General features: G+C 72.3%; 18 protein-coding genes and 1 pseudogene. 7 read left to right on the top strand and 12 right to left on the bottom strand.

Features of this window, described 5'->3' with window-relative positions:
- The first annotated feature begins 22 nt into the window (after positions 1–22).
- On the top strand, positions 23–1,276 hold the full coding sequence (locus tag ACTYVM_RS12405) for a hypothetical protein (protein WP_445525985.1): 1,254 nt from the start codon (positions 23–25) through the stop codon (positions 1,274–1,276).
- 545 nt (positions 1,277–1,821) lie between these two features.
- Entirely contained in the window at positions 1,822–3,321 is a 1,500-nt protein-coding gene (locus ACTYVM_RS12400; RefSeq protein ID WP_445525984.1) for a S1 RNA-binding domain-containing protein, read from the top strand.
- A gap of 9 nt (positions 3,322–3,330) precedes the next feature.
- Here ACTYVM_RS12400 and ACTYVM_RS12395 read toward each other — a convergent pair whose 3' ends face one another.
- The 3 genes and pseudogenes from ACTYVM_RS12395 to ACTYVM_RS12385 form a co-directional block, all read right to left on the bottom strand.
- A complete protein-coding gene (locus ACTYVM_RS12395) occupies positions 3,331–4,044 on the bottom strand; it encodes a 3'-5' exonuclease (protein ID WP_376400830.1) in 714 nt (237 codons plus the stop codon).
- Positions 4,045–4,091: 47 nt separating this feature from the next.
- A pseudogene (locus ACTYVM_RS12390) lies at positions 4,092–4,436 on the bottom strand (exonuclease domain-containing protein); the annotation flags it as partial.
- A 109-nt stretch (positions 4,437–4,545) separates the two neighbouring features.
- On the bottom strand, positions 4,546–5,814 hold the full coding sequence (locus ACTYVM_RS12385; protein WP_445525983.1) for a DUF5919 domain-containing protein: 1,269 nt from the start codon (positions 5,812–5,814) through the stop codon (positions 4,546–4,548).
- Between the two features lie 439 nt (positions 5,815–6,253).
- Here ACTYVM_RS12385 and glgX point away from each other — a divergent pair, with 439 nt between their 5' ends.
- From glgX to ACTYVM_RS12370, 3 genes are all read left to right on the top strand, one after another.
- Positions 6,254–8,371 (top strand): glycogen debranching protein GlgX, encoded by a 2,118-nt coding sequence (glgX, locus tag ACTYVM_RS12380; protein WP_445525982.1) that lies wholly within the window; start codon positions 6,254–6,256, stop codon positions 8,369–8,371.
- A gap of 174 nt (positions 8,372–8,545) precedes the next feature.
- The gene (gene treY, locus ACTYVM_RS12375) at positions 8,546–10,900 is read left to right on the top strand and encodes a malto-oligosyltrehalose synthase (protein ID WP_445525981.1); all 2,355 of its coding nucleotides are present in this window, start codon (positions 8,546–8,548) and stop codon (positions 10,898–10,900) included.
- Positions 10,901–10,957: 57 nt separating this feature from the next.
- Complete coding sequence (locus ACTYVM_RS12370) at positions 10,958–12,208, top strand: M14 family zinc carboxypeptidase (protein WP_445525980.1); 1,251 nt, start codon at positions 10,958–10,960, stop codon at positions 12,206–12,208.
- Positions 12,209–12,257: 49 nt separating this feature from the next.
- Here the strand turns inward: ACTYVM_RS12370 and ACTYVM_RS12365 are convergent, their stop codons facing one another.
- On the bottom strand, positions 12,258–12,809 hold the full coding sequence (locus ACTYVM_RS12365; RefSeq protein WP_445525979.1) for an FHA domain-containing protein: 552 nt from the start codon (positions 12,807–12,809) through the stop codon (positions 12,258–12,260).
- Positions 12,810–12,981: 172 nt separating this feature from the next.
- On the opposite strand from ACTYVM_RS12365, the gene treZ reads away from it, so the two are divergent.
- The gene (gene treZ / locus ACTYVM_RS12360) at positions 12,982–14,736 is read left to right on the top strand and encodes a malto-oligosyltrehalose trehalohydrolase (protein WP_445525978.1); all 1,755 of its coding nucleotides are present in this window, start codon (positions 12,982–12,984) and stop codon (positions 14,734–14,736) included.
- Positions 14,737–14,773: 37 nt separating this feature from the next.
- Here treZ and ACTYVM_RS12355 read toward each other — a convergent pair whose 3' ends face one another.
- The 7 genes from ACTYVM_RS12355 to ACTYVM_RS12325 form a co-directional block, all read right to left on the bottom strand.
- Complete coding sequence (locus ACTYVM_RS12355; RefSeq protein ID WP_445525977.1) at positions 14,774–15,754, bottom strand: aminoglycoside phosphotransferase family protein; 981 nt, start codon at positions 15,752–15,754, stop codon at positions 14,774–14,776.
- Between the two features lie 46 nt (positions 15,755–15,800).
- Positions 15,801–16,937 (bottom strand): M24 family metallopeptidase, encoded by a 1,137-nt coding sequence (locus tag ACTYVM_RS12350; RefSeq protein WP_445525976.1) that lies wholly within the window; start codon positions 16,935–16,937, stop codon positions 15,801–15,803.
- 158 nt (positions 16,938–17,095) lie between these two features.
- Positions 17,096–17,653, bottom strand: coding sequence for a PDZ domain-containing protein (locus tag ACTYVM_RS12345; protein ID WP_445525975.1), 558 nt, complete (start codon positions 17,651–17,653; stop codon positions 17,096–17,098).
- A 34-nt stretch (positions 17,654–17,687) separates the two neighbouring features.
- Positions 17,688–19,883, bottom strand: coding sequence for a germacradienol/geosmin synthase Cyc2 (cyc2, locus tag ACTYVM_RS12340; protein WP_445525974.1), 2,196 nt, complete (start codon positions 19,881–19,883; stop codon positions 17,688–17,690).
- A gap of 124 nt (positions 19,884–20,007) precedes the next feature.
- Complete coding sequence (locus ACTYVM_RS12335; protein WP_445525973.1) at positions 20,008–20,655, bottom strand: ScbR family autoregulator-binding transcription factor; 648 nt, start codon at positions 20,653–20,655, stop codon at positions 20,008–20,010.
- 307 nt (positions 20,656–20,962) lie between these two features.
- The gene (gene mgtA / locus ACTYVM_RS12330) at positions 20,963–23,557 is read right to left on the bottom strand and encodes a magnesium-translocating P-type ATPase (protein ID WP_445525972.1); all 2,595 of its coding nucleotides are present in this window, start codon (positions 23,555–23,557) and stop codon (positions 20,963–20,965) included.
- Positions 23,547–23,903, bottom strand: a complete 357-nt coding sequence (locus ACTYVM_RS12325; protein WP_400027121.1) for an ArsR/SmtB family transcription factor — start codon at positions 23,901–23,903, stop codon at positions 23,547–23,549. The genes mgtA and ACTYVM_RS12325 overlap by 11 nt, the downstream gene beginning before the upstream one ends.
- 208 nt (positions 23,904–24,111) lie before the next feature.
- On the opposite strand from ACTYVM_RS12325, the gene ACTYVM_RS12320 reads away from it, so the two are divergent.
- Positions 24,112–24,567: a tellurite resistance TerB family protein gene (locus ACTYVM_RS12320; protein ID WP_445525971.1), complete on the top strand. Its 456-nt coding sequence runs from the start codon at positions 24,112–24,114 to the stop codon at positions 24,565–24,567.
- A gap of 111 nt (positions 24,568–24,678) precedes the next feature.
- Here ACTYVM_RS12320 and ACTYVM_RS12315 read toward each other — a convergent pair whose 3' ends face one another.
- A complete protein-coding gene (locus ACTYVM_RS12315; protein WP_445525970.1) occupies positions 24,679–25,638 on the bottom strand; it encodes an ABC transporter substrate-binding protein in 960 nt (319 codons plus the stop codon).
- Positions 25,639–25,710 lie beyond the last annotated feature (72 nt).

The raw sequence follows: 25,710 nt of genomic DNA, 5'->3' as shown, positions 1-25,710 counted from the left end.
TCGGGCCCGACTGAACGTACCGGTGGAACAGGCTGTTGATCCAACTCCCCCGGCGCTGGGGCTGCTGAAGATCGAGGTCACCTTCCCGGACAACCGAGCGGCCGTCGTGGACTGGACCCGGGAACCTCAGCAGCGACTGCTGCGGGCCCTGGGCGCAGAACTGGCGGCTTCGTGCGCCGTGGGCCATGGCACAGGGTCGCCACATACGCTGCGGAATCGCGCCCGCTCGTGCCGGGAATGGGCACGCTGGATCGAATCGACGGAGCGCGTGGAACTACGCGTGGGTGATCTCCTCCCGCGCCACCTGGACGGGTTCGAGAGCCACCTACGCGAAAGGCATCCGGAGTCCTCGCGGACCCCGTACGCGCGTATCGCCGACATCGTCTGGATCTTGCGGCGTATGAGTGAAAGGCGTGAAGGGCTATCCTCTGCCATGGTCCGGCGGCTCGCCTATACCTCGGCAGGTCCGGTCGGATCGTACGCCCCTCGCGACGCCTATTCCCCCCGAGTGGTGGAGCAGTTGCGCGCTGCCGCACGCTCCGATGTCGACCACGCAGTTCGACGGCTGACCTTGGAGGGACCAACGCACTGCGCGCATATCGGCTTCCCCGTGCCCGATGTGGACGGGGAGCCCTGGAACCTCACCACCCGCCAGTTCCGCAGAACCGTGGCTTGGCACATCGCCCACCGCCCCTACGGCACGGTCGCGGGAATGATCCAGTACAAGCACCTCTCCGTCGCCATGTTCGAGGGATACGCCGGGACCTCAGCCTCGGGCTTCCGCGCGGAGGTCGCCGCCGAAGAAGCCATGGCACGCTTGGCGGACGTTGTTGAGCGCTACGAGGACTTCAAAGCCGGTGTCCGCTCATCCGCACCCGGCAGCACGCGGACCGACAACGAATTCGCGCGCGTGCAAGAGGAACTCCATGACTTCCCCGGGCGAGTGGTCGACGAGCGCCGCCTCCACGCCATGCTCAGAACCTCAGCGAACACCCTGCACGTCGGGACGCTGAACGACTGCTACTACCAGCCCGAAACCGCCCTCTGCCGAACCGCTGGCGGTGCGGACCAGCCCATGCTCAACAACTGTCGCCCGGATCGCTGCGGGAACTCGACCACCACGTCCCGGCACCGGAGCGGGTGGGAAGCAGCACACGCGGACACCGAACGCGCACTGACCTTCGTGGGACTCTCCGATCTCCAGCGAACGGCTCTGCGGGAGCATCTCAACGACGTCAGCAAAGTGATCGAGGGGATCGGCCGTGCCAACGACTGACGCAACCGAAACAGCTCTTCGAGCGGCCTCCGAGCGCCTGCTCCGAGGAGAGCCCACGCGTAGCGACGGTTCCTTGACCGTCGCCTCCCTCGCAGTCGAGGCCGGGGTCGGCAGAGCGAGCGCCTACCGCCACCCTCATGTCCTGACGGAGTTCCGGACCCTCGTAGCTGATCGAGAAGAAGCAGCCACGCCCTCGGCCTCGCTCCGGCAGGAGGTTCAGACCCTAAAGTCAACCGCGCGTCGGCTCCGCCAAGAACACGCGCGCGAAGTGCGGGAACTACGAAACTCGATCAACGTCCTCGCACAGCAGGTGCAACTCCTCACGTTGGAGAACCAACGTCTCTCAGAAGCAGGCGACCAGAAGAATCGCGTCACCCGCATCGATCGCCGCTGAAGCGCTGAGCCTGCTGCGGCACGCTATCCCGCTTGCTGAAGGTGATCTCAATGGCCATCCTCGAAGGCGGCGATGCGCCGGCCCCCGCCCCGCGCTCCCGGTCACGAGATCGACCGCTGAGCAAGCATCGTCAACAACCACGGGGAGCAACATGCCGCCTTTCGTCTACCGGATCACCAAGTACGACCCTGCCGACCGCGACGAGCACGGCAGCTACATCGGCACTGAGGACTCGACCAGCGACCACGGAGCGGTCGAGGCTGCATATCTGCAAGCGATCGCCGCCTTCGCCGAGGACACCGGCATCGACCATGTGGCCATTCGTGAGCCGGGGATCTCCGGCCTTGTCCACTTCGGCCTGGAGCCGGCGAGCGACGGCCACGGACTTGCCGGGCTCTTCCCACCTGATCTCAGCGGGTTCCACGACGGTGCCGAGGTGCCCCTCTTCCTAGGCCTGGAACTGGTCAGGGTCATGCTCCGCGACAACGGTGCCTGGTGCCGTCTGGAGGCAGAGAACAAGTTCGACGTGCAGGTCGGTTGGGACCAGTACGTCTACGTCAGCAGCGACAAGTCCTGCGAGCGCGCCATTGCCCACACCCGGGCTCTTGGTCTCTTCCCGGAGCAGCTGGACGCCTCGCCCTACGACGCGGACTTCGACGAGCCTGGGGTGCAGCGGCCCGCCGACGAGGACTTCTGGGCCCGTCTGCGCTGGTCCATCTCCATGCGGCACGCCGCGATATTGGAGGAGGGGTACCTTCACAATGCCTCCCGCTGGCACCGCCTCACCGAAGGCACCCTCGATGCGGTACGCGCCCGGCTCACCCCGCGTGCCCAGTTGACCGTCTGGCCTGACCTGTCCACCGATGTCGACGCGGTCCTCGCCTCGCTTCCCGACGAAGGTCCGGTGGAGTTCGTATGGGAGGGCCAGGACGGGGCTATCTCCAGCACGATGGCCTACGAGTCCGAGTACAAGGAACTGGCCGCCCGGGTGGCAGGCGCCCGTGCCGCCACGGCCCTGTCTTTGACCCTCGACGAACGCCACGCGCTGTTCACCGCGGTCCTGCCCGACGGCGACGGCGTCTTGCGCGCCCGGTGGAGGACCGAGCCGACGCCAAGTGACCAGAACTGGACCTTTCTGAAGACTCTTCACCGTGGACAGATCTGCACCGGCACGGTCACGGAGATCGCCAGCTTCGGTGTGACCTTCGTGGACATCGGCGGCTTCACCGCGATGATCAACATTCCCGAGCTGTCCTGGCGCCGTTTCGATCATCCCTCCGACGTCGTCGCCGTCGGCCAGAAGATCTCGGCCGAAATCCTCGATGTCGACCTGATCCGCGAGCGTGTGTCGCTGTCCCTGAAGGCATTGCAAGAGGACCCGATGCCGCAGTTCATTCAGCAGGTCGGCCAGATCACGAACGGCGTCGTGACCAAACTCGTCCCGTTCGGTGCCTTCGTCCGTATCGAAGACAGAGAGGACGGCCTCGAAGGTCTGGTGCACCTCTCCGAGCTGGCAGAAGGACACGTGAACCGGCCCGAGGACGTAGTACAGGTCGGAAACATCCTCACTGTGAAGATTGTTGACGTCGACCTTCCACGGCGTCGAATCACCCTCTCTCGCCTCCAGGCTCTCGCACCCGGAGAGGGCTGACCCGCGTGGTCATCCCCTACGGGGAATGAGCGGCCAGGCCGGCTCGACGACTGCCGTCGGATCCGCGGTACGCCGCAGGTAAGCCTGCAAAGAGACCGACTGTTCAGCCGCCGCGCGCACCTGAAGGTCATGCAGATCCGCCAATGGCATCAGGCCGACGGGCTGGTGCTTCTCACCCATACGTCGCACCACGCGGGCAGCGGCCACGGCATCAGCCCTCGCGTTGTGCGCGCCATCGAGCGACACACCGTAGTGAGCACACAACGCATGGAGGGCCCGCTTGCCCTTCCGGTACTTGTCGACGTGCTTGTCGATCACCAGCGGATCGATGACGGGCGCAGGTACACTGCCCAGCCGCTCGCTGACCGACTCGACCTCGTAGCGCCGACACTCGCGGTCCAGCAGTGACAGGTCGTAGCGTGCGTTCATCACCACCAGCGGCGTCCCAAGACGCAGCCCCTCGGCGACGGCCTGCGCGATCTCCTCAATGGCGGAGGCAGCAGGTACCCCGTGCTCGCGAGCATGCGCCGTCGAGATGCCATGGATCGCCGACGCCTGTTCTGGTATCGCCACCCCCGGATTGAGCAGCCAGGTCCGTTCCTCTGCGACGGCTCCGTCCGGATCCAGCCGCACGACCGCCGCCGTCACAATGCGATCGGTCTCTACGTCGGTGCCCGTGGTCTCCAGGTCGAAGGCCACCAACGGCCCACTGATCCAGCTCATCACGCGGCCCTCATTCCAGCGTGGGCCGCCAGCTGGCGCCGCCCTTCGCCATGAGACATCTGAGACGCGTCTGGCGTGCGGGGATAAAAAGCCGCGTTGTACGCCACGACCGGCACGCCCGCCTTCCAGTAGCCGGTCAGGACGTCGGCGATGGCGTCCGCGACCCGGTCGGCCGGTTCGCCCTCGGCGGCCGCGCGTGCGCTGCTGATCCCGTGCACCGCCACCGCGTCCGCCGGGATCTCCACGCCGGGGTCGGCCAGCCACTCCCGGCGTCCCCCCGGCTCCCCCTCCCTGACCTCGATCACGGCCCCGGTGACGATGCGCGCCTCGCGCGGATCCGTCCCGGTCGTCTCCAGGTCGAAGCCGATCAGCAGCTCCCGGTGCCAGCCCATGGCGGCCCCCCTTCTCGGTGGTGCGTTCCCCCAGTGGCCTCCACGATCGCATGGGCCACTGACAGTCCGAGGACCACGTTCCGCTTTCCGCGCGGGGACTGAGGGCGTTTCAGGACACCGGGCGCGAATCCACCCACATCAGCTCGAACTCCTCGCGATAGGCGGAGAAGAGCCCGCCTTCGTCGATCTCGCCGGGTTTGACCACCTTGTTCTCGTTCCGCAGGACGAAGACGGGGGCCTCCATGCCCCGGCTGCGCCGCAGATAGGACTGCACGACCGCGATGCCGTCCGAGCCGTCGCCGTCCACCAGGTAGGCGGTGACGCGGGGGGTCTCGTCGTAGACCTGGATCTCGAAGGCGCCCGGATCGCGCAGTCGGCCGCGCACCCGGCGCATGTGCAGGATGTTCATCTCCACCGCACGGCTCAACTCGCCTCGCTTGAGTCCGAGTTCGCGCTCGCGCCGCTTCACCGCGCTGGAGGCCGGGTTGAGGAACAGCAGCCGCACCCGGCAGCCGGACTCGGCGAGCCGCACCAGCCGGCGGCCGGAGAAGTTCTGCACGAGCAGGTTGAGGCCGATGCCGATGGCGTCCAGACGGCGCGCGCCGCCGAAGATGTCCTCGGCCGGGAACTGGCGCAGCAGCCGCACCCGGTCCGGATGCACCGCGACCACGTCCCCGTACCGGTCGCCGACCAGGTCCTCGACCGCGTCGACCGGCAGCCGCCGGGCGGAGGGCACGTCGCCGCCGGTGCCGAGGATGTCGAGCAGCCGTGCGGAGGCCCGCTCGGCCTGGCTGAGCACCGTCTCGGACAGGGCCCGGTTGCGTGAGACGACGTTGCGGGCCACCTCCAGCTCGTCCAGGGCGAGTTCGACGTCCCGGCGCTCGTCTATGTACGGCGCGAAGCACGGCCAGTGCTGCACCACCAGCTCACGCAGCTGCGGCAGGGTGAGGAAGCTGATCACGTTGTCGTCGGCCGGGTCGAGCAAGTAGCCCTTGCGGCGGCTGACTTCGCGCACCGCGACGGCCCGCTGCACCCACTCCTGGCCGGCCGGTCCGGCGGCGGCCACCACCCAGTCGTCGCCGTGGACGGGCTCGTAGACGGGGCGCAGCACGGCGGCCACGACGGCGCGCAGCCGCTGTTCGACGAGGTTCAGCCAGATGTAGGCGCGGCCGGCCCGCTGGGCGCGTGTGCGCACCTCGCGCCAGGCCCCGGCGTCCCAGTCCAGCTCCGGCCCGATGGCTCCCGCGTCCATCGGCCGGGCCAGGGACACCGCGCCGGACGGGACGTCCGCGGGGCTCCCCTCGTGACCCTCGTCACCAGGGGGCAGCTCCAGGCCTCCCGAGCCCACCCGTGCACCGCCTTCCGCTCCCCCGGGCACTCCCCGTCCCCAACGATCAAGGAAGGGTACTCCGGGAGCGGCGCGCGACGCAGCCGGATGCACAGCTCCTTTCTCAACTTCCGCACCGTTCCTGCCCGTTCCGGCGGCCTGGGGCCGGGCGAGTGAGCTGATTCATAGCCGGTGGACCGGCAGCGGCCGCCGTCAGCGTCCCGGGCGACGCCCCGGCACCCGTGCCCCCACCCCGCCGGGTGAGCGCCGGCCCGCCCGTTGACCTGCGGCACGCCCGGCCCCGTGGCCGCCCTCCGCCCTGCCCGTCCTGCTCGCCCTGCCCGCCTGGGCCCTCTCGTCCCGTGGGCACCGTCCGTCCACCCCACCGGTTCGGCACACGGACGTGTGTCATAGGTGCTTCAGCGACTTTCCTGGAGACTCGGAGCGAAGGCGCCACCCGCGCCGCCGCACACCTGAAAGAGTCTGGTCCATGCAGGTCTGGCCTGGAGAGGCGTACCCACTCGGCGCCACGTACGACGGCGCCGGCACCAACTTCGCGGTCTTCACGGAGGCCGCGGACCGAGTAGAGCTGTGTCTGCTGCACGACGACGGCTCGGAGACGGCGGTGGAACTGCGGGAGAGCGACGCGTTCGTCCGGCACGCGTACGTGCCCGGTGTCATGCCGGGCCAGCGGTACGGGTTCCGGGTGCACGGCCCGTACGCCCCGGAGCGGGGCCTGCTCTGCAACTCGGCGAAGCTGCTGCTCGACCCGTACGCGCGGGCGATCAGCGGCTCGATCCGGTGGGGGGAGGAGGTCTACGGCTACCACTTCGACGACCCCGGCCGGCGCAACGACCTGGACTCGGCGCCGCACACCATGACGTCGGTCGTGGTCAACCCGTACTTCGACTGGGGCGACGACCGGCCGCCGCGCCGCGGCTACCACGAGACGGTGATCTACGAGGCCCACGTCAAGGGCCTCACCATGCGGCACCCGGGGCTGCCCGAGGAGTTGCGCGGCACCTACGCGGGGCTCGCCCACCCGGCGGTGATCGACCATCTGACCGAACTCGGGGTCACCGCACTGGAACTGATGCCCGTACACCAGTTCGTGAACGACCACCGCCTGGTCGACCTGGGCCTCAACAACTACTGGGGTTACAACACGATCGGTTTCTTCGCCCCGCACAACGCCTACGCCTCCTGGGGCGACCGCGGCCAGCAGGTCCTCGAGTTCAAGTCGGCGGTCCGCGCACTGCACGAGGCCGGGATCGAGGTCATCCTCGACGTGGTCTACAACCACACCGCCGAGGGCAACCACCTGGGTCCGACCCTGTCCTTCAAGGGCATCGACAACCCGCGCTACTACCGGCTCACCGACGACCCGCGCTACTACATGGACACCACGGGCACCGGGAACTCCCTGCTCATGCGGTCCCCGCACGTGCTCCAGCTGATCATGGACTCGCTGCGCTACTGGGTCACCGAGATGCACGTCGACGGCTTCCGCTTCGACCTGGCGGCGACCCTGGCACGGCAGTTCCACGAGGTGGACCGGCTGTCGTCGTTCTTCGACCTCGTGCAGCAGGATCCGGTGGTCTCCCAGGTGAAGCTGATCGCCGAGCCCTGGGACGTCGGCGAGGGCGGCTACCAGGTGGGGAACTTCCCGCCGCTGTGGACCGAGTGGAACGGCAAGTACCGCGACACCGTGCGGGACCTGTGGCGCGGCGAACCGCGGGCGCTCGCCGAGTTCGCCTCCCGGCTGACCGGCTCCTCCGACCTCTACCAGGACGACGGCCGCCGCCCGCTGGCCTCGATCAACTTCGTCACCTGCCACGACGGCTTCACCCTGCGCGACCTGGTGTCGTACAACGCCAAGCACAACGAGGCCAACGGCGAGGACAACCGGGACGGCGAGAGCCACAACCGGTCCTGGAACTGCGGTACCGAGGGCGAGAGCGACGACCCCGGCGTCCTGCGGCTGCGGGCCCGGCAGACACGGAACTTCGTCGCGACGCTGATGCTGTCCCAGGGCGTGCCGATGATCAGCCACGGTGACGAGTTCGCGCGCACCCAGCGGGGCAACAACAACGCCTACTGCCAGGACAACGAGCTGTCCTGGGTGCGCTGGCCGGAGCCCGGCGAGCCCGACGGCGAGCTGCTGGACTTCGTCCGCGCGATGGCGGGGCTGCGCAGGGACCACCCGGTCTTCCGGCGGCGCCGCTTCTTCCACGGACGGCCGGTGGAGGGCACGCACGACGAGCTGTCCGACATCGCCTGGTTCACCCCCGAAGGCCGGGAGATGACCCAGCAGGACTGGGACTCGGCGCGGGCCTCCGCGCTGACCGTGTTCCTCAACGGCAACGCGATCTCGGAGCCGGGCACACGCGGGGAGCGGATCACCGACGACTCCTTCCTGCTGATGTTCAACGCCGCGCCGAAGCCGCTCGACTTCGCCGTGCCGGTCGATCACGGGCGCCAGTGGCAGGTGGTGGTGGACACCGCGCGCACGGACCCGGTCCCGCCGGGCACCGGACCCGAGGTCCGGGCCGGGGACCGGCTCACCCTGAAGGACCGCAGCCTGACGGTGCTGCGACGGCCTGCGTAGCGCTCACCGACGGAGCGGGGAGCCGACGCAGCGCTCCCCCACCAGGGCGAGGAGCCGGGGAGCCGGTGCGGTGTTCACCCACCCGGGGGATGGCGGGCACCCGCCCGGGGTGGGGCCCCGGGCACATGGCGGCCGGGTGACACCAACGGCGGCCGGGCGGGTACGTAGCTCTCCATGACGTCCGATGCATTCGAGCGCCGCGAACCCGTCGTGCCCACGGCCACCTACCGGCTCCAGCTCCAGCCCGCGTTCCCGTTCGCGGCCGCGGCGCGGGCCGTGCCGTACCTGGCCTCGCTCGGCGTCTCGCATCTGCACCTGTCGCCCGTCCTCGAGGCCGTGCCGGGCTCCGCGCACGGCTACGACGTCGTGGACCCCACGCGGGTGCGCGACGAACTCGGCGGCGAGGAGGGCCTGCGGGCGCTGGCGCGCACCGCGCGGGAGCACGGGCTCGGCCTGGTCGTGGACATCGTGCCGAACCACATGGCCATGGCCCCGCGGCACAACCACGCCCTGTGGGAGGTGCTGCGGGAGGGCCCCGCGTCGCCGTACGCACGCTGGTTCGACATCGACTGGGAGGCCCGGGGCGGCAAGGTACTGCTGCCCGTGCTCGCGCACCCGGCCGGCCGGGAGACCGGCGAACTGACGGTCGACGGCGACGTCCTGCGCTACCACGACCACGCCTTCCCGCTGCGCGAGGGCACCGGGAGGCTGCCGCTGCCCGAACTGCTGGACGCGCAGTGGTACCGGCCGGTGTGGTGGCGACTGGCCCGCACGGAGCTGAACTACCGGCGCTTCTTCAGCATCTCGGAGCTGATCGGGGTGCGGGTGGAGGACCCGGAGGTGTTCCGGGCGACCCACGCCAAGATCCTCCAGCTCCTTGCGGAGGGGGTGGTCGACGGGCTGCGCGTCGACCACCCGGACGGGCTCGCCGACCCCGACGCCTACCTACGGCGGCTGCACGAGGCGACCGGCGGGCGCTGGACGGTCGTCGAGAAGATCCTCTCCGACCACGAGCACCTGCCGGCCTCCTGGCCGGTCGCGGGCACCACCGGCTACGACGCCCTGCGGCACGTCGACGGCCTGTTCACCGACCCGGCCGGAGCGGACGAGCTGGTCGAGCGGTACCGGCGGTTCGCCGCTCCGCGCGACGACGGCGGCGGGGACTGGGAGGCGACGGTACGGCGGGCGGCGCACACGGTGATCACGCACGAGCTGGCCGCCGAGACGGAGCGGCTGACCCGGGTGGCGAGCCGGGTGTGCGCCGGCTCGCCGGACCCGGCGCTGAGCGACCGCGCTCCCTGGGCACTGCGCACCGCGCTGCGTGAGCTGCTGGTCCGGCTCCGGGTCTACCGGCCCTACGCCTCCGTGGACCCGGCGTCCGTGGTCACCGAGGAGGCCGCCCGGGAGGCCCGGCTCGCCTTCACGGTGCCGGAGGAGGGCGAGGCCGTCGACGTGGTGCGCGATCTGGTCGTCGGGCGGGCCGGGTCGGGACCCGGCGCCGTGGAGTTGCGCACCCGGTTCGCGCAGGCCGCCTCCGCGCTGCGCGCCAAGTCCGTGGAGGACACCGCCTACTACCGGTACGTGCCGCTGCTGTCGGCCAACGAGGTGGGCGGCGACCCCGGCCACCCGGCGGTCTCCCCGGAGGACTTCCACGCGTACTGCGCCCGGGTGCAGCGCGACTGGCCGGCCACCGGGACCGTGGTCTCCACGCACGACACCAAGCGCAGCGCCGACGTACGGTCGGCGCTGGCCGTGCTCACCGAGTGCCCGCGGATCTGGGCGGACCTGCTTGACGTGGTGACCGGCGGCGGCGAGGGCGTGCCGGACCGGCAACTGGCGTGGGCGGCCTGGCAGACGGTGTTCGGCCTCGGCCCGGCGAACGCGGAACGGGTGCGGCAGGCGCTGCTGAAGCATGTGCGCGAGGCGGGCCTGCACACGAGCTGGACCGAGCAGGAGCCCGCCTACGAGGAGGCGGTGGAGCGTTTCGTCGCCGAGGGGCCGTGCGGGGCGCCGACCGGGCCGGTGACCGCCCTGCGCACCGCGCTCGAACCGCACATCCGGGCGAACGTCCTGGGCGCCGCCCTGGTGCATCTGACGATGCCGGGCGTGCCCGACGTGTACCAGGGCACGGAGGCCGAGTACCGGGCCCTGGTCGACCCGGACAACCGGCGCCCGGTGCGGTTCCCGCCCGCCGACGCCGGCGACAAGGGCGCGGTGACGGTGGCGGCGCTGCGGCTGCGGGCCCGCCGGCCGGAGGTCTTCGGCCCGGCGGCGGCGTACGCCCCGCTGCGCGCCGAGGGGCAGGCGGCGGCCCACTGCGCCGCGTTCGAGCGTTCCGGGGAGGTGGTCACGGCCGTGACCCGGCTGTCGCTGCGGCTGGCGGAGGCGGGCGGCTGGCGGGACACCCGGCTGCCCCTGCCGCCGGGCCGGTGGGCCGACACGCTGGCCCCGGGGCGGGAGTTCCAGGGGCAGGTGCGCGTGGCGGAGCTCTTCGCGCACCTGCCGGTGGCACTGCTGGAGCGTGCTTGACAGGATCCGGCGTCCGTGGGGTACTGCGGAATGCGAAGCCGGGAGGACAGGTCGGGGGTGAGTCTCCTGCCGGAGCTGCGCTATCCCAGCGTTCCCGAACTGGTCGCGTCCGCCCGTGCGTTGGCCGCGTACCGGCCGGACCGGTGCGAGCTGAGGCAGGTCGGCCGCTCCCGCGCGGGGCGACCGCTGCACCTGCTGTCCGTCGGGCACGCCCGACGGGCGGTGCTGGTGGTCGCCGGCGCCCACGCCAACGAGCCCACCGGCGGCTCCACCCTTCTCTCCGTCGCGCACCGCGTGCTGCGCGAGGAGCGGTTGCGGACGGACACCTCCTGGCACTTCCTGCTGTGCGCGGACCCGGACGGGGCAAGTCTGCACGTCACTCCGGCCCCGCGCAGCCTGCTCGACTACCACCTCGGCTTCTTCCGGCCCGCGGGACCCGAGCAGCCGGAGTGGTCGCCCTCCGTGCTGCCGCCCGACCGGCTGCCGCCGGAGACGCGCGCGCTGACCGGGGTGATCGACGAGCTGCGTCCCTACCTGCAGGTGACGCTGCACGGCACCGAACTGGGCGGCAGCTGGGTGCAGCTGACCCGGGACGTGCCCGGGCTCGCCGAGCCGTTCGCCAAGTCGGCGGCACGGCTGCACATACCGGTGGAGACGGGCGCCTCGGACGCGGCGGGCTGGCCGGTCTCCGGGCCGGGGGTACGGGTGATGCCGGGGCTCGGCGCGGGCCCGGCGTATCCGAGCATGCCGGACGACGCCCGGCGCAGCACCTGGTACCACCCGCACCGGTACGGCGGCATGACCGCGGTCGTGGAGGTGCCGATGTGGGCGAGCGACCTGGTGGACGACCCCGCGCCGCATCCCGCCCCGGCGGCGGCGATACGGCGCCTGGCGCACCGGCTGCTGCGGGACGCGCGGGAGGTGGAGCTGGTGCTCACCGACGCGCTGCCGCGCCTGCGGGGGGCCGACGGGCCGCTGCTGCGGGCGGCGAAGTGGGGGCTGAGCCTGGTGCCGGGACTGGCCGCGGACTGGATGCACACCCCACCCGCGGACACCACGATGGCGTACGTCGGCAGTGTGGACGCGTTCGGCCGCCGGCTGCCGCTGCGGGCCGCGGCGATGCTCCTGCGGACCCTGCGGGAGACCGACGACCGCGCCGCCCCGGGTCTGGAACACCTCGTGACCACCTGGAGCGAGGCGTTCGCGCACCGCTTCCACGCCCGCTGGGTCCCCCTGGAGCACCAGGTCGAGCACCAGAGCAGCACCGTGGTCACCACGGCCTGCCAGGCCCGCCCGGGGCCCACCTGAACGCGAGCACACGCGCACGTGGCGCCGGGCGGGTTGGCTCGCGGCCGGTTCAGTTCGCGGCGAGCCGGAACGCGACCTGCCCGAACCCGACCTGGTCGCCCTCGCGCACGACGGCCGCGCCGACCACCCGCCGCCCGTTGACGGTCGTGCCGTTGGTCGAGCCGAGGTCCCGCAGCACCCACATGCCGCCCTGGTGGCGCAGTTCGGCGTGCGCCCGGGAGACCGTCTCGTGAGTCAGCCGCAGCCCGCTGGCCGGGTCACGCCCTATCAGCAACGGGTGACCGCTGCCGGGGAACGGCAGCAGCAGCTTGGGCAGCCGCTCGGCCTGCCAGGCCCGACGCAGCCGCACCGTGAACCCCGACACCGCCTCGACCGTGCCGAACACCAGCCGGGACACGCGCCCCTCGGTGTGCAGATCAGAGGTCAGCGCGGCGAGTTCGTCCGCCTGCCGGGCGGCCAGCGCCAGCCCCATCCGCCGTACGAACGTGTCGTGGGACAGCCGGCCCATCGCGACGCCGTCACGGAGCACCTTCAGCGCCTTGTCGCGCTCCGCGTCGGACAGCCGCGCGGGATACGTGTGGGACTCGGAGGGCGACGTCACATCGCTGATTGTCGGTCAGCCGACCCCCCGTGTCCAGCTACCACGGACACCGGCACCGGCCGCGCCGATCCGGCGACACCCGCCGCGATGCGGGGATTCGGATACGGATTGATCTCCCGTGGCGCACCATGGACGGGCTACGTCACGGTGAGCGAACGAAGGGGAACCGTCCGTGCAGTTCGAGGTGTGGGCACCACAGGCCGACCGTGTGACGCTCCAGTGCGACGGAGTCGGGCACGCGCTGGAGCGTGACCCGGAGCGGGAGGGGTGGTGGACCGGTGCGGCCGAGGCGCGCGACGAATCGCGGTACGGATTCACGCTGGACGACGGCCCGGTGCTGCCCGACCCGCGCTCGCCGCGGCAGCCCGACGGTCCGGACGGGCTGAGCGCGGTCGTCGAGCACGCGCGGTACACGTGGCGCTCCGCCGCCTGGGCCGGGCGCCCACTGCCCGGCGCGGTCCTGTACGAGCTGCACATCGGCACGTACACGCGTGAGGGCACCTTCGACGCGGCCGCCGAAAGGTTGCCGCATCTGGTCGAACTGGGCGTCACCCACGTCGAGTTGATGCCCGTGTGCCCGTTCCCCGGCCGGCACGGCTGGGGCTACGACGGTGTGTCGCCGTGGGCGGTGCACGAGCCGTACGGCGGCCCCGAGGGGCTGAAGCGCTTCGTCGACCGGGCCCACGGACTCGGCCTGGGCGTGGTCCTGGACGTGGTGCACAACCACCTGGGCCCGTCGGGCAACCATCTGCCGCGGTTCGGGCCGTACTTCACGGACACCCACCACACCCCCTGGGGTGCCGCCGTCAACCTGGACGCGCCCGGCTCGGACGAGGTGCGCCGGTTCCTGGTCGGCAGCGCGCTGGCGTGGCTGCGCGACTACCGGATCGACGGTCTGCGCCTGGACGCCGTGCACGCACTGGCGGACACGCGCGCGTGCCACTTCCTGGAGGAGCTGTCGACGGCCGTGCACGCGCTCTCCGCCGACCTTGGCCACCGCCCGTTCCTGATCGCGGAGTCGGACCTGAACGACCCACGGATCATCACCCCGCGCACGGAGGGCGGCCTCGGCCTGGACGCCCAGTGGAACGACGACTTCCACCACGCGCTGCACTCGGCGCTGACCGGCGAGTCCCAGGGCTACTACGCGGACTTCGGGCGGGCCCCGCTCGCGGCGGTGGCCAAGACCCTCACCGGCGGCTACTTCCACGACGGGACCTACTCCGGCTTCCGGGGCCGCCACCACGGCCGCCCGCTGGACCGCACCCGGGTGGCCGGGCACCGGCTGCTCGGCTACGGCCAGACCCACGACCAGGTCGGCAACCGCGCCCGCGGCGACCGTCTGTCCCTGCTGCTCGCCGGCTCTCCCGGGCTGCTGGCCTGCGCGGCCACGCTGACGCTGACCGCGCCGTTCACGCCGATGCTGTTCATGGGCGAGGAGTGGGCGGCCGGCACGCCGTGGCAGTACTTCACCGACCACACCGACCCGGAGCTCGCGGAGGCGGTGCGCCAGGGCCGGCGGCGGGAGTTCGCCGCGCACGGCTGGGCGGAGGAGGACGTGCCCGATCCGCAGGACCCGGCGACCCGCGACCGCTCGTGCCTGGACTGGTCGGAGCCCGGGCGCGAGCCGCACGCGCGCATGCTGGCCTGGTACCGCCGGCTGACCGCCCTGCGGCACGAGCAGCCCGACCTCACCGACCCCGACCTCGCCGACACCAAGGTGGCCTACGACGAGGAGGCCCGCTGGCTCGCCTTCCGGCGCGGGGACGTGCTGGTGGCGCTCAACCTGGCCAAGGCGCCGGCGCGGATCCCCCTCGGCAGCCGCCCCACCGAGGTGCTGGCCGCCTGGGAGCCGGTCGCGGCACCCGGGGCGGACGGGATGCTGCACGTGCCCGCGGAGTCGTGCGCGGTGCTGTTGCAGCACTGAGCACGGAACCACGGCGCCCGGACGGCTCCCTGTGCCCCTATTCCTCGGTGGCCCGCCTGGCTCCGGTGTCCCTGGTGTCCCCCGTGTCCCCGGTGTCGTCCCGGAACTCCGTCACCCGCTCCAGCAGGATCGCCTCCCAGGCATGGCGCAGCTGGGACCTGAGAAGCGGCAGCGGACTGTCGTCGCGGCCGTCGAGGCGGGCGGCGAGGCGGATCACGGTGTCGCAGCGGGCCAGCCACAGGCCGCGCAGGCAGGGCCGGGCGCCGTAACCGGCGAGGGTGGCGGCGCGCACCGCGGCGGGGGAACCGACGGCGACGGCGACGCCGGCGATGTCCTCGGCCGGGTCGCCGACCACGGCGTCGGTCCAGTCGAGGACCCCGCGCACCCGGCCGTCGGCGCTCACCACCAGGTGCTCGCCCTTGAGGTCGTGGTGGACGAGCACGGCGGTGCCGGGCTGGGCGGCGAGCTGGGCCGCGGCGGGCGCGGTGAGCTGGGCCATCCGTCCGGGGTCGAACTCGTCGGCGGCGCCGAGGCGGGCGGCGGCGTGCACGGCCATGCGGCGCAGGGCCTCCAGGGAGCGCGGCGCGGTGCGCGGGACGCCGAGGGTCCGGGCCTGCCGGGCGGGGACCTCGCGCAGCCCGGTGAAGAGCCCGGCCAGGTCGTCCTCGCCGACGGCGGAGACGTCGTGCCCGCCGGTGGTGCCGCCGGTGATCCGGGTGTCCAGCGTGTACGTCAGCCCGGGCGCCCACTCACCGTGCGCGACGCTGGCCGGGACGGCGACCGGAAGGTGCGGGCGGACCAGTTCGCGCAGCCGCAGTTCGCGGCGCTGGCGGGCGGCGGCGTCACGGTCGGGGGCCAGGCGCAGCACATGGCGGCTGCCGACCCACCAGGTGGAGTGCTCGCCCCCCTCGGCGACGGGCCGCACGTCGGGTCCGTGGGCGGTGTCCGCGCCCTCCTTGAGCAGGGTGCGGACCAGTCTGCGGACGGTGTCCGCGGTGGGTGTCGGTGCCTGGGTCATCGTCGCGCCGTGTCGTTGCGGTTGCGGGGTGGGGACTGCCGGTGGGTCAGTCCACTATGACCATCTCGCGGGTCGTGTCGTTGAGGCGGCGGCCCCCGTCGTCGGTCACGGTGACGATGTCCTCGATGCGCACCCCGAAGCGGCCGGGCAGGTAGATGCCGGGCTCCACGGAGAAGCACATGCCGGGTACGAGGGGCTGCTCCTCGCCCTCGATCATGTACGGCGGCTCGTGCGTGGTGACGCCGATGCCGTGGCCGGTGCGGTGGATGAAGAACTCGCCGTACCCGGCCCGGGTGATGACCGCGCGGGCGGCCCGGTCGACCTCCTGGCAGGGGACGCCGGGGCGCACCGCCCGGAAGCCGGCCTCCTGGGCCTCGCGGACGATGTCGTGCACCCGCCGCTCCTCGTCGGTCGGCTCGCCGACGTGCACGGTGCGGGTGGTGTCGGAGCCGTAGCCGTCCTTCAGGCCGCCGAAGTCGAGGACGACCATGTCACCGCGTTCGATGACGCGGTCGCCCACCTCGTGGTGCGGGTTGGCGCCGTTCGGGCCTGAGCCGACGATGGTGAAGTCGACCTGGGAGTGTCCGAAGCGCCGCAGCAGACCGGCGAGGTCGGCGGCGACCTCGGATTCGCGGCGGCCGGAGAACCGCACCGTGCGGATCTCCTCGAACGCGGCGTCGGCGGCCGCCCCCGCCGCCGCGAGCAGTTCCACCTCGGCCGCGTCCTTCACCGCGCGCAGCATGGGCAGGGCCTCGGTGAGGGACGCGTAGGAGGTTCCCGGCAGCGCCTGTTGCAGGGCGAGCAGGTGCATGGCCCAGGTGTTGTCACTGATGCCGAACCTGCCGCGGTCGTCGAGGAGGGCCGCGGTGACGGCGTAGGGGTCGGTGCCGTCGGTCCAGTCGCGCAGGGACAGGGCGGCCGCGCCGGTCGCCTTGGCGGCGTCGGGGGCCTCCAGGGTGGGCACCACGAGGACCGGCTCGACGGGTTCGCGTCCGGCGGCGAGGACGAGCAGCGTGAGCCGTTCGGTGACGGCGCAGGGCGCGTAGCCGGTCAGCCACACCAGGTCCGGCCCCGGCGCCACCAGCAGTCCGGCGAGTCCGGCGTCGGCCGCCGCGCGGGTGGCGCGTTCCAGCCGGGCCCTGTAGTCGTCGGCGGTGAAGGGCGCGAGCGCGCTACCGGTCATCCGGTCCTCCGTATGCGGCTGAAACGGTGAGGAAGGCTACGGGCAGCATCCTGCCCGGCCACGCCACGCAACGCGAGCCGGTTCCGGATCCTGCCCCCACTCACCCGACCGGCCCCACCCGGCACGGCACGGTGGACCCCAGGGTGGGGTGGGAGGTGTCATGTGGTGATTCCCGGGGTGGTGGTCAGTCGCTGGTAGCCGCCCGTGGCGTGGCGGACGGTGAGGACCACCGCCTGTCCCGGGCGGGCCCCGGCGACCGCGCGAGCCAGGTCCGCCGCCGTGTCGACCCGCGTTCCGCCGAAGGCGAGGAGCACGTCGCCGCGGACCAGGCCCGCCGTGTAGCCGGGACCGGGGACGTGGACGCCGACCACCCGGGCTCCGGGCCCGTCGCCGTCCACCACCTCCACGCCCAGCGTCGGACGCACCGGTACGGACGCAAAGGCGGGTGCCGGATCCGTGCGCCCCGGGGTGACCGCCTGCCGCTGCTGCTCGGCGGGGACGACGGGCCCGCCCCGGGCGATCACCGTGACGCCCACCGCCCCGAGGCCGACCCCGGACAGGACCAGGACGATCCCGGCGAGCAGCCCGCACACCAGGGTCGCGAGCCGGCGGCCCCGGCGGCGCGGGGCGAGCGGGCGCCGTACCGGGCCGCCGTGTCCGCCGCCACCGGGCTCCCGTCCGGGCATCGGCTTGGGACGCAACGCTGTCTGTTCCATCGACCGCCTCCGGCTGCCGCTGTTCGGTGGTCGGTCAGCCCACGGGGAGGGCGGGGGCCGGCGGGCGGTCCGGGAGGAAGGCGTGGACCCGGCGGCCCAGCCACTCGGCTTTGTAGCGGTCGGCGTTGCGGTGCCAGTTGAGGATGCCCGCCATCCAGTTCTGGAGGTCGGCGACATAGCCGAGCATGGCCGCCCGCGCCTCCTCGGACAGTGCGAAGTCGTCGCAGACGACGGGGATCTCGTGGGCCACGACATGCTCGAACTGGCGCATGCGCTGGTTCATCAGGTCCTGGACGACCTTGAGCGCGGCCGGGTAGTCGATGCCGAAGAAGTGCTGGACGACCAGGATCGCGTTGTGGATCTCGCCCTCGTACTCGATCTCCTTCTGGTACGAGAAGACGTCGTTCAGCAGGCAGGCGTAGTCGACGGCCGCGTTCTCCATGGAGCGGACCGGGCCGCTGCGGTAGACCTCGGCGGGGATCGCCGGGCCGCGTCCCATCCGGCACAGGCTCAGGGTGAGGTCGGAGCCGAAGGTGGCACGCCGCATCTCCAGGTAGTCGACCGGGTCGGGGACGCGGTTCTGGAGCTGGTTGGACAGCTCCCACACCCAGCTCTCGGTCATCGAGTCGACCGCCCGCTTCAGGGTGCTCCGCTGATCGGGGGTCATCTCCGCGGTGGTGCGCGCCCACAGGTCGGTCAGGCTCCGCTCCATGGCGTTGAGCGGGACAGGCGCCGCCTCCCCCGCCACGGGCATGCAGGCGGACAGGCGGGCCGTGGTCGCCTTCGCGGCGACCAGGTCGCGGCGGTGGCCGTACACCAGCGGGTAGTAGTCGTCGCCGTAGGTGCCGAAGGCGAGCCACTGCGCGCTCAGGTCGAGCGCCTCGGGCGTGGCGTCCGGATCGATGCCGGCCGAGCACAGCGCCAGGTCGTAGGCGGCGAGCTTGTCCTCGTCCCACACGCCCTCCTCGAGGATGCCCATGCCGTGGCACCAGTCGACGAGCCGTCCCCGCGAGCGGTCCAGATGCGGGCTCAGCCCCAGCTGGTAGGGCATGCGCAGGTCGGGGATGCGGGCCGGACCGACCTTCTCGAAGGGCATGTGCGTGTACGCGCGCAGCCTCCCCCACTGCCTGAACGGCGTGGGAGGTGCCCCCACCGCCCCGGCCGCCGCGAGCAGCGCGCCCACGTCGGCCGCCGAGGCGCCGGGGCCCGCCGGGCGCTGCCACGGGTCGGTGGACCGGGCCCCCTCGTTCATGTACCGGCTGGAGCGCAGGTGCCACTCGTGGCCGCCGGACTGCCAGTCCTGGAGACCCTTGGTGTACGCCGCCACCGCCGCGGTCCTGGCCGGGGTGAGGCCCTTCTCCAGGGCCAGCGCGGGCACTTCGGTCAGCGCGGTGTGCTCGAACTGGTGCAGGCGGGAGGTGAGGACGTCGTTGACGGAGTCGGCGGCCTCCTGGGTGGTGCACCCGAAGAAGGTCTCCAGGACCAGGACGCCGTTGCTCAGCTCCCCTTCCTCCTCGACCTCCCGCTGGTAGGAGAACAGGTCGTTGCGCAGGTGCACGGCGTCGGAGAAGGTCTCCATCAGCACCCGGAGCGGCCGGGTCCCGGCGACGGCCGCGGGCACCTCGGCGGTCGCGTACTCCACCAGCCCCGCCGACCAGGGCGCGCCGCCGACCTTGCGGCGCATCTCGATGTACTCGACGGGGTTGGCGATCCGCCCCTCGTTGATGTTCGACAGCTCCCACAGGGACTCGTTGAGCAGGTGCTCGGTCGCCACCGCGAACCGGCGGCGCCAGTCGGCCGACATCGACGGCACCGTACGCGCCCACAGGTCGGCGAGACCGGCCTCGACCGGGTTGCGCGGCTCGGGAACGGAGGTCTCGAGGTCGAGGGGCATGAACAGGGGCAGCCGGTCCAGGTAGGCCTTGCCGCCCGCGCGGTCCTGGCTGCGCTTGAAGGTCTCCAGGAAGTGGTCGTCGAAGAAGAAGACCCACACGTACCAGTCGGTGATGAGCGACAGGGCGGGTCCGTCGCAGTCGGGGTGGGTGTAGGCGCAGAGCAGTCCGTAGTCGTGCGCGTCGAGGTCGGACCGCTCCCAGATCCCGGAGCCCTCCAGCATGCCCATGTCGCGCGCCCACCGCGTCGAGTGGGCGCGGGCCTCGTCGACGTGCGGGTTGAGCCGCGCGGGATACGGCATGTAGAAGTGCGGGAGTTCGAAGGGCTGCTGCGTCATGGCCGGGCCCTACCCGCGACGCTCCGGCACCATCCGTACGCACCAACGCGATCACTCCATCGCGTGAATCCGCACGTGAACCGAGGTGTCGCGCCGTGCGGCCGGCCGGCCGGCTCCCGACCTGTCAGACGACGACGATCTCCCGCTCCAGCCGGGTGGCGAGGCTCAGGTAGCGGGGGCGGCGGTGCACCGGCACCAGGCCGCGGATCAGCAGGTGCCACATCTCGGTCGTCCTGCGGGGCAGCCGCGCCATGGGTTCCAGGGGCCGGCCGGCGACCCGGGTGCCGACGAAGAAGCAGACGAGGGAGTGCGCGACGGCGTGGACGTCGACGTCCTGCTGGATCTCGTACTCCTTGACGGCGCCGAGGAGTTTGCCGGTGGCGATCTCCAGCCACTCGGTGAACGGGTGCCGCAGCGGCGGACGCAGTTCGACTCCCCCGGCGGCCAGTCGCAGTCCGGCGCGGGTGACCGGGCCCTCCACGGTGAGGCGGGTGAGCGCGTAGGTGATGCGTATCAGGGCCTCCAGCGACGAGTGGCCCTGCTCGTCCACGTGGCTGGTCACCTGCTGGGCGGCCCGGGACTGCAACTCCAGGATGGCGTGGGCCAGATCCTCCTTGGCCGCGAAGTGGAAGTACAGGGCGCCCTTGGTGACGCGTGCGTGTGCGACGATGTCGCTCAGGCTGGTCCGTTCGTAGCCGTGCCGGTCGAACAGGTCGGCGGCGGCCTTGATGATCGTCGCGCGGGTCTGTTCGGCGCGTAACTGCCTCGGCATGGATCGAACACTCCCGGGGCCGTAACGAACGAGGCGTGCCGTCTTTTTCTCACTCCGCGTACACGATAACTCACGGCTCCGACGCGTCCACCAGGGCCCCTTGGCCCCCTGCCGTCACCCTGCCGTCACCCTGCCGTCACCGTCGGCGCCCCGGCGACTCCCGCCGCCGGCCGAAGCAGACGGCGCGCGCTGTATCGGGGCCCGCGTGTGCCCGCGCTCATGTACCGCCGCCCGCAGGTCGGGACGGCCCACGCCGAACACCGCCTTCCGCCGGTGGCGGGCGGGCCGACCGATCCGGGGCGGGCAGCTACCCGGGCTCGACGGCTTCCGCGCCTGGCCGCTCGTACCGCCGGACCGCCGCCGCGAGAGCGAGACCGTACGGTCCCAGGACGGCGGCGAGCAGGAGGTAGTAGGACAGGGGAAGCTCCGTCATTCCCAGCAGCGGGCCCAGCGGGCTGGCCGGGAGCAGCAGCCCGACGAGGGAGAGGACGGCCGCGGCCCAGGCGACGGGTCCGAGCAGCCTCCGCCGGCCGCCCTCGTTCCGGCCGGTGCGCAGGAGCACCATCACCAGGGCCTGGGTCAGCAGGTTCTCGGTGAACCAGGCCGAGTGGAAGACGGCCTCGTCGTTCAGCGCGTCGGGCCCCCACAGGACGAGGGCGAGGACGGCGAAGGTGGCGAAGTCCGCGACCGCGTTGAGCGCGCCGAACCCGGTGATGAACCGCAGGAAGGCACGCGGCCGCAGCATGGTCGGGCGGCGCAGTACCACCCTTCCCGGACGGTCGTGGGCGAAGGACGACTGGGCCGCGTCGAAGCAGAGGTTCTGGACGAGCACCTGCACCGGGAGCATCGGCAGGAAGGGCAGCAGCAGGCCCGCGACGAGCATCGCTATGACGTTGCCGAGGTTGGAGGAGAGCGTGACGCGCAGGTAGGAGGCGATGTTGCCGCTGGCCCGCCGGCCGGCCACCACGGCGTGGCCGATCGCCGTGAGGTCCTTGTCGGCGAGCACCACGTCGGCGCTCTCCCGGGCGATGTCGCAGGCCGCCCGCGGGGCGACGCCGACATCGGCGGCCCGCAGCGCGGGCACGTCGTTGGCGCCGTCGCCGAGGAAGCCGACGGTGTGGCCGGCGGTCCGCAGCGCGGCGACTACCCGGGCCTTGTCGTCCGGCGTGCAGCGGGCGAGGACGGTGGAACGCGTGGCGGCCGCGGCAAGGGCGCCGTCCCGGCCGGGTCCGGAGCCCGCGGTGTGCACCTCCCCCACGTCGAGCCCCAGGTCGCGGCAGACGCGCGCGGCCGTGCCGGGGTGGTCGCCGGTGAGGATCTTCACGGTGACACCGGCCTCCGCGAGCCCGCGCAGGGCCTCGGCGGCGGTCGGCGCGAGCGCGTCGCGGAAGGCGATCAGGCCGCGGAAGGTCAGGTCCCGCTCGTCGGCGGGGGTGTAGTCGCCGGTGCGGGCGGAGCGCTCGGCCGTGGCCAGGGCCAGCAGCCGCAGCCCGGTGTCCGCCTCGTGCGCGGCGAGTCCCCGCAGCCGCTCGCGCTCGGCGGGCTCGAGGACGCAGCGCTCCAGTACGTCCTCCACGGCGCCCCGGACGACGAGGACGTGCCTGCCGAACCGGCCCCGCACCACGGCGGTGGCCAGGCGGCGTACCGGGTCGAAGGGGATGGCCGCGATCCCGTCGTGGTCCTCGCCGACCGCTCCGGCGGCCTCCAGGAGTGCCTCGTCGAGCGCGTCCGGCGCGGGCAGTTCGGCGAGCTGGAGGGTCCACCAGGCGCCGACCGCGGCCCAGTGCAGCACCTCCGGGTCGTCGCGGCCGTCCGCGTCGAGGGTCCGTTCGACGACGGGCCGGTCCTGGGTGAGGGTGCCTGTCTTGTCGACGCACAGCACGTCGACGGCGCCCAGGTCGTGCAGTGCGGGCAGCCGCTTGACGATGACGCCGTGCGCCCCCGCGAGCTGCCGGGTGCCGCGGGCCAGGCAGAGGGTGACGATCACGGGCAGCATCTCGGGCGTGAGCCCGACGGCCACCGCCACGGCGAACGGCAGGGTCTCCAGGCCGCGCCCCCGCAGCGCCGCGTTCGCCATCAGCACCAGCGGCGGCGTCAGCAGCATGAACCGGATGAGCACCCAGGAGATGCCCTGCACGGAGCGGTCGAAGGCGCTGGGGCCCGCCTGCTCCGCGCGCCCGCGGCCCGCGGTGCCGTGGACGGCGGCGAACCGGGTCCGCGCCCCCGTGCGCACCACCACGGCGGTGGCCGTGCCGGTGGCGACGCTGCTGCCCTGGAAGCACAGGTGCGGCTGTCCGAACGGGCCGTGTTCCGCGAGCCCCGGTTCCTCCACGGCCGCCTTGGCGACCGGGGCGGATTCGCCGGTGAGCGCCGCCTGGTGCACGGTCAGTCCCCGGGCGCGCAGCAGTCGCACGTCGGCCGGTACGAGGTCGCCGGGTCCGAGCCGGAGGACGTCGCCCGGCACCAGTTCGGTGACCGGGACCTCCCGGGCGCGCGGCCGTTGCCCGCCGGCCGTCCGCCGCAGCACCGTGGCGGTGCCGGCGACCAGCTCGCGCAGGGCGGCCATGGACCGGTCGGCCCGGTGTTCGCCGGTCGCGCGCAGCACACAGCTGACCACGACCAGGCTGAGGATCACCGCGGCGGTCCCCCAGGAGGCAACGAGCGTGGAGACCAGGCCCAGGCAGAGCAGTACGGACGTGAACGGGTCCCGCAGGGAGCGCGCCCACAGCAGGGGCCAGGACGGGCCGCGCACCTCGGGAACCGTGTTCTCGCCGACCTCCGCCAGCCGGGCCTCCGCCTCGGCGTCGGTCAGCCCGCGCGGGCCGCTGTCGAGCCGTCGCAGTACCTGGAGGGGCGTTCCGTCGGGCGCGGCCGGGAGGGCCGCCGCCAGTTCAGAGGCCACGGACGCGGCGCGCCGGGGCGTCGACGGCGGCGCCCCGGTCGGTGAGCCGGGCGACCGTGAGCCGTACGACGTCGACCACGTCGGGGTCGTCGACGAAGTAGACCTGCCGCCGCCCCTCGCGGCGGGAGCGGACGAGACCGGCGAGCTTCAGCTTGGTCAGGTGCTGGCTGACGGCGGGCAGCGCTCCACCGACCCGCTCCGCGAGCCCGGTGACGTCGCTCTCGCCCTGGGCCAGGGCCCACACGATGTGCAGCCGGGCGGGCGAGGCGAGCAGCCCGAAGGCCGCGGCCGCCTCCGCGAGCACGTCGGCGGGCGGATCCTCGAAGCCACTGCGGGCTGCCGCCACGGTCGTCTTCCTCCTGTTCGCGCACGCCCGCACGCCGGTACGGGCCGCACCAGTCTAGGCGGCCGGGCCCGGACGGGACCCGCCTGGACCCCTCCGGGCCCGCCTGGACCCGTCCGCCGGAACTTATCCGTCGCCCCGTCAGTTTCTACGTTGCTGTAGATGCAGCACGGAACGTGTCAGGCCACCCGACACCACACTTGGAGAGCACATGGCCCTGTGGGACCGCATCAAGGACTCCGCGACGCAGATGCAGACCCAGCTCGTGGCGAAGAAGAACGACCTGAAGAGCGGTGCCTTCCGGGACGCGAGCATGGCGATGTGCGCCCTCGTGGCCGCCGCCGACGGCACCGTCGACCCTTCGGAGCGTCAGCGTGTCGCCCAGCTGATCGCCGGCAACGAGGTGCTGCAGAACTTCCCCGCGGACGACCTGCGCCGCCGCTTCGAGGACAACCTGGGCAAGCTGACCGCCGACTTCGACTTCGGCAAGGTCAGCGTGTTGCAGGAGATCGCCAAGGCGAAGAAGAAGCCCGCCGAGGCCCGTGCCGTCGTCCAGATCGGCATCGTCATCGGCGGCGCGGACGGCGACTTCGACAAGACCGAGCAGGCCATGGTCCGCGAGGCCTGCTTCGCCCTGGGGCTGCCGCCGCACGAGTTCGACCTCTGAGCCGGCGGCTTCTTCGGGCCCGCGCCTCGCCGGGTGCCGGACGGTCGTCCGTCCGGCACCCGGCGTGCGGGCGGTGCCACGGCCCCGCGGGCCCGTGTCCACCGCGGTGGATCAGCCGAGGCCCGCGGACTTCAGCCACGCCTTGGCCACGTCGAGCGGGTCCTTGTGCTGCGACTGCACCTGGGTGTCCAGGTCCAGCAGGGTGGCCGTGTCCAGCTTGGCGGAGACCGCGTTGAGCGCGTCGACGCCCTTCTGGTCCAGGCCGGACTTGTACACCAGCGGCTGGACGTTCTCGAAGCCGAAGAGGTTCTTCGGGTCCTGGAGGACGACGAACTTCTCCTTGGCGATGGTCGGATCCGTGGTGAACACGTCGGCGACCTGCACGGTGTTCTTCTTCAGCGCCGCCTGGGTCAGCGGGCCGCCCGCGTCCAGCGCCTTGAAGGACTTGAACTCCAGCCCGTACTCGGACGTCAGGCCCTTCAGGCCCTGGTGCCGGGTCTGGAACTCCGGCGAGCCGCCGATGACCAGGTCCTTGGCGGCGTCCTTGAGGTCGGCGATCGTGGACTTCTCGGTGAGCCCGTACTTCTTCGCCGTCGCGGCGTTGACGGTGACGGAGTCCTTGTCCTGCGCGGGCGCGGGGTCGAGCAGGGTCAGCCCGGAGTCCAGCTTGGCGGTGATGGCCTCCGTGGTCGCCTCGACCGTCGTCGGGGCGGCCTTGGGGTCGAGGTAGGCCAGCAGCGCCCCGTTGTACTCGGGCAGCACGGTGACCGAGCCGTTCTTGAGCAGACCGTAGGTGGTCTCGCGGCTGCCGATGTTGGGCTTGTACTCGACCTTGACGCCCTTGGCCTTCAGGGCCTCGCCGTAGATGTCGGCGACCAGGATGCTCTCGGCGAAGTTGTTGGAGCCGACGACGACCGTGTCGCCGCCCGCGCTGCCCTCCGCGAGCGGGTCCTTGCCGGAGCTGCCGCCGGACGAACACCCCGCGAGGAGCGCCGAGACGGCTGCGAGTGCGATGGCGGCCGCCCCGAGGTGGCTCTTGCTGGACGTGGTGCTCTTCGTGTTGGAAGTCACAATTCCCGTTCCCGGCTGAGAGGTTGGTCGGGTGCATGGCAGCGGCGGCGGCACGCGGGGTGCGATTGCCGC

The sequence above is a fragment of the Streptomyces cyslabdanicus genome (genome assembly GCF_052663305.1).
Note: the sequence above shows the minus strand (reverse complement) of the source record. Positions and strands in the feature narration are given on the sequence as shown.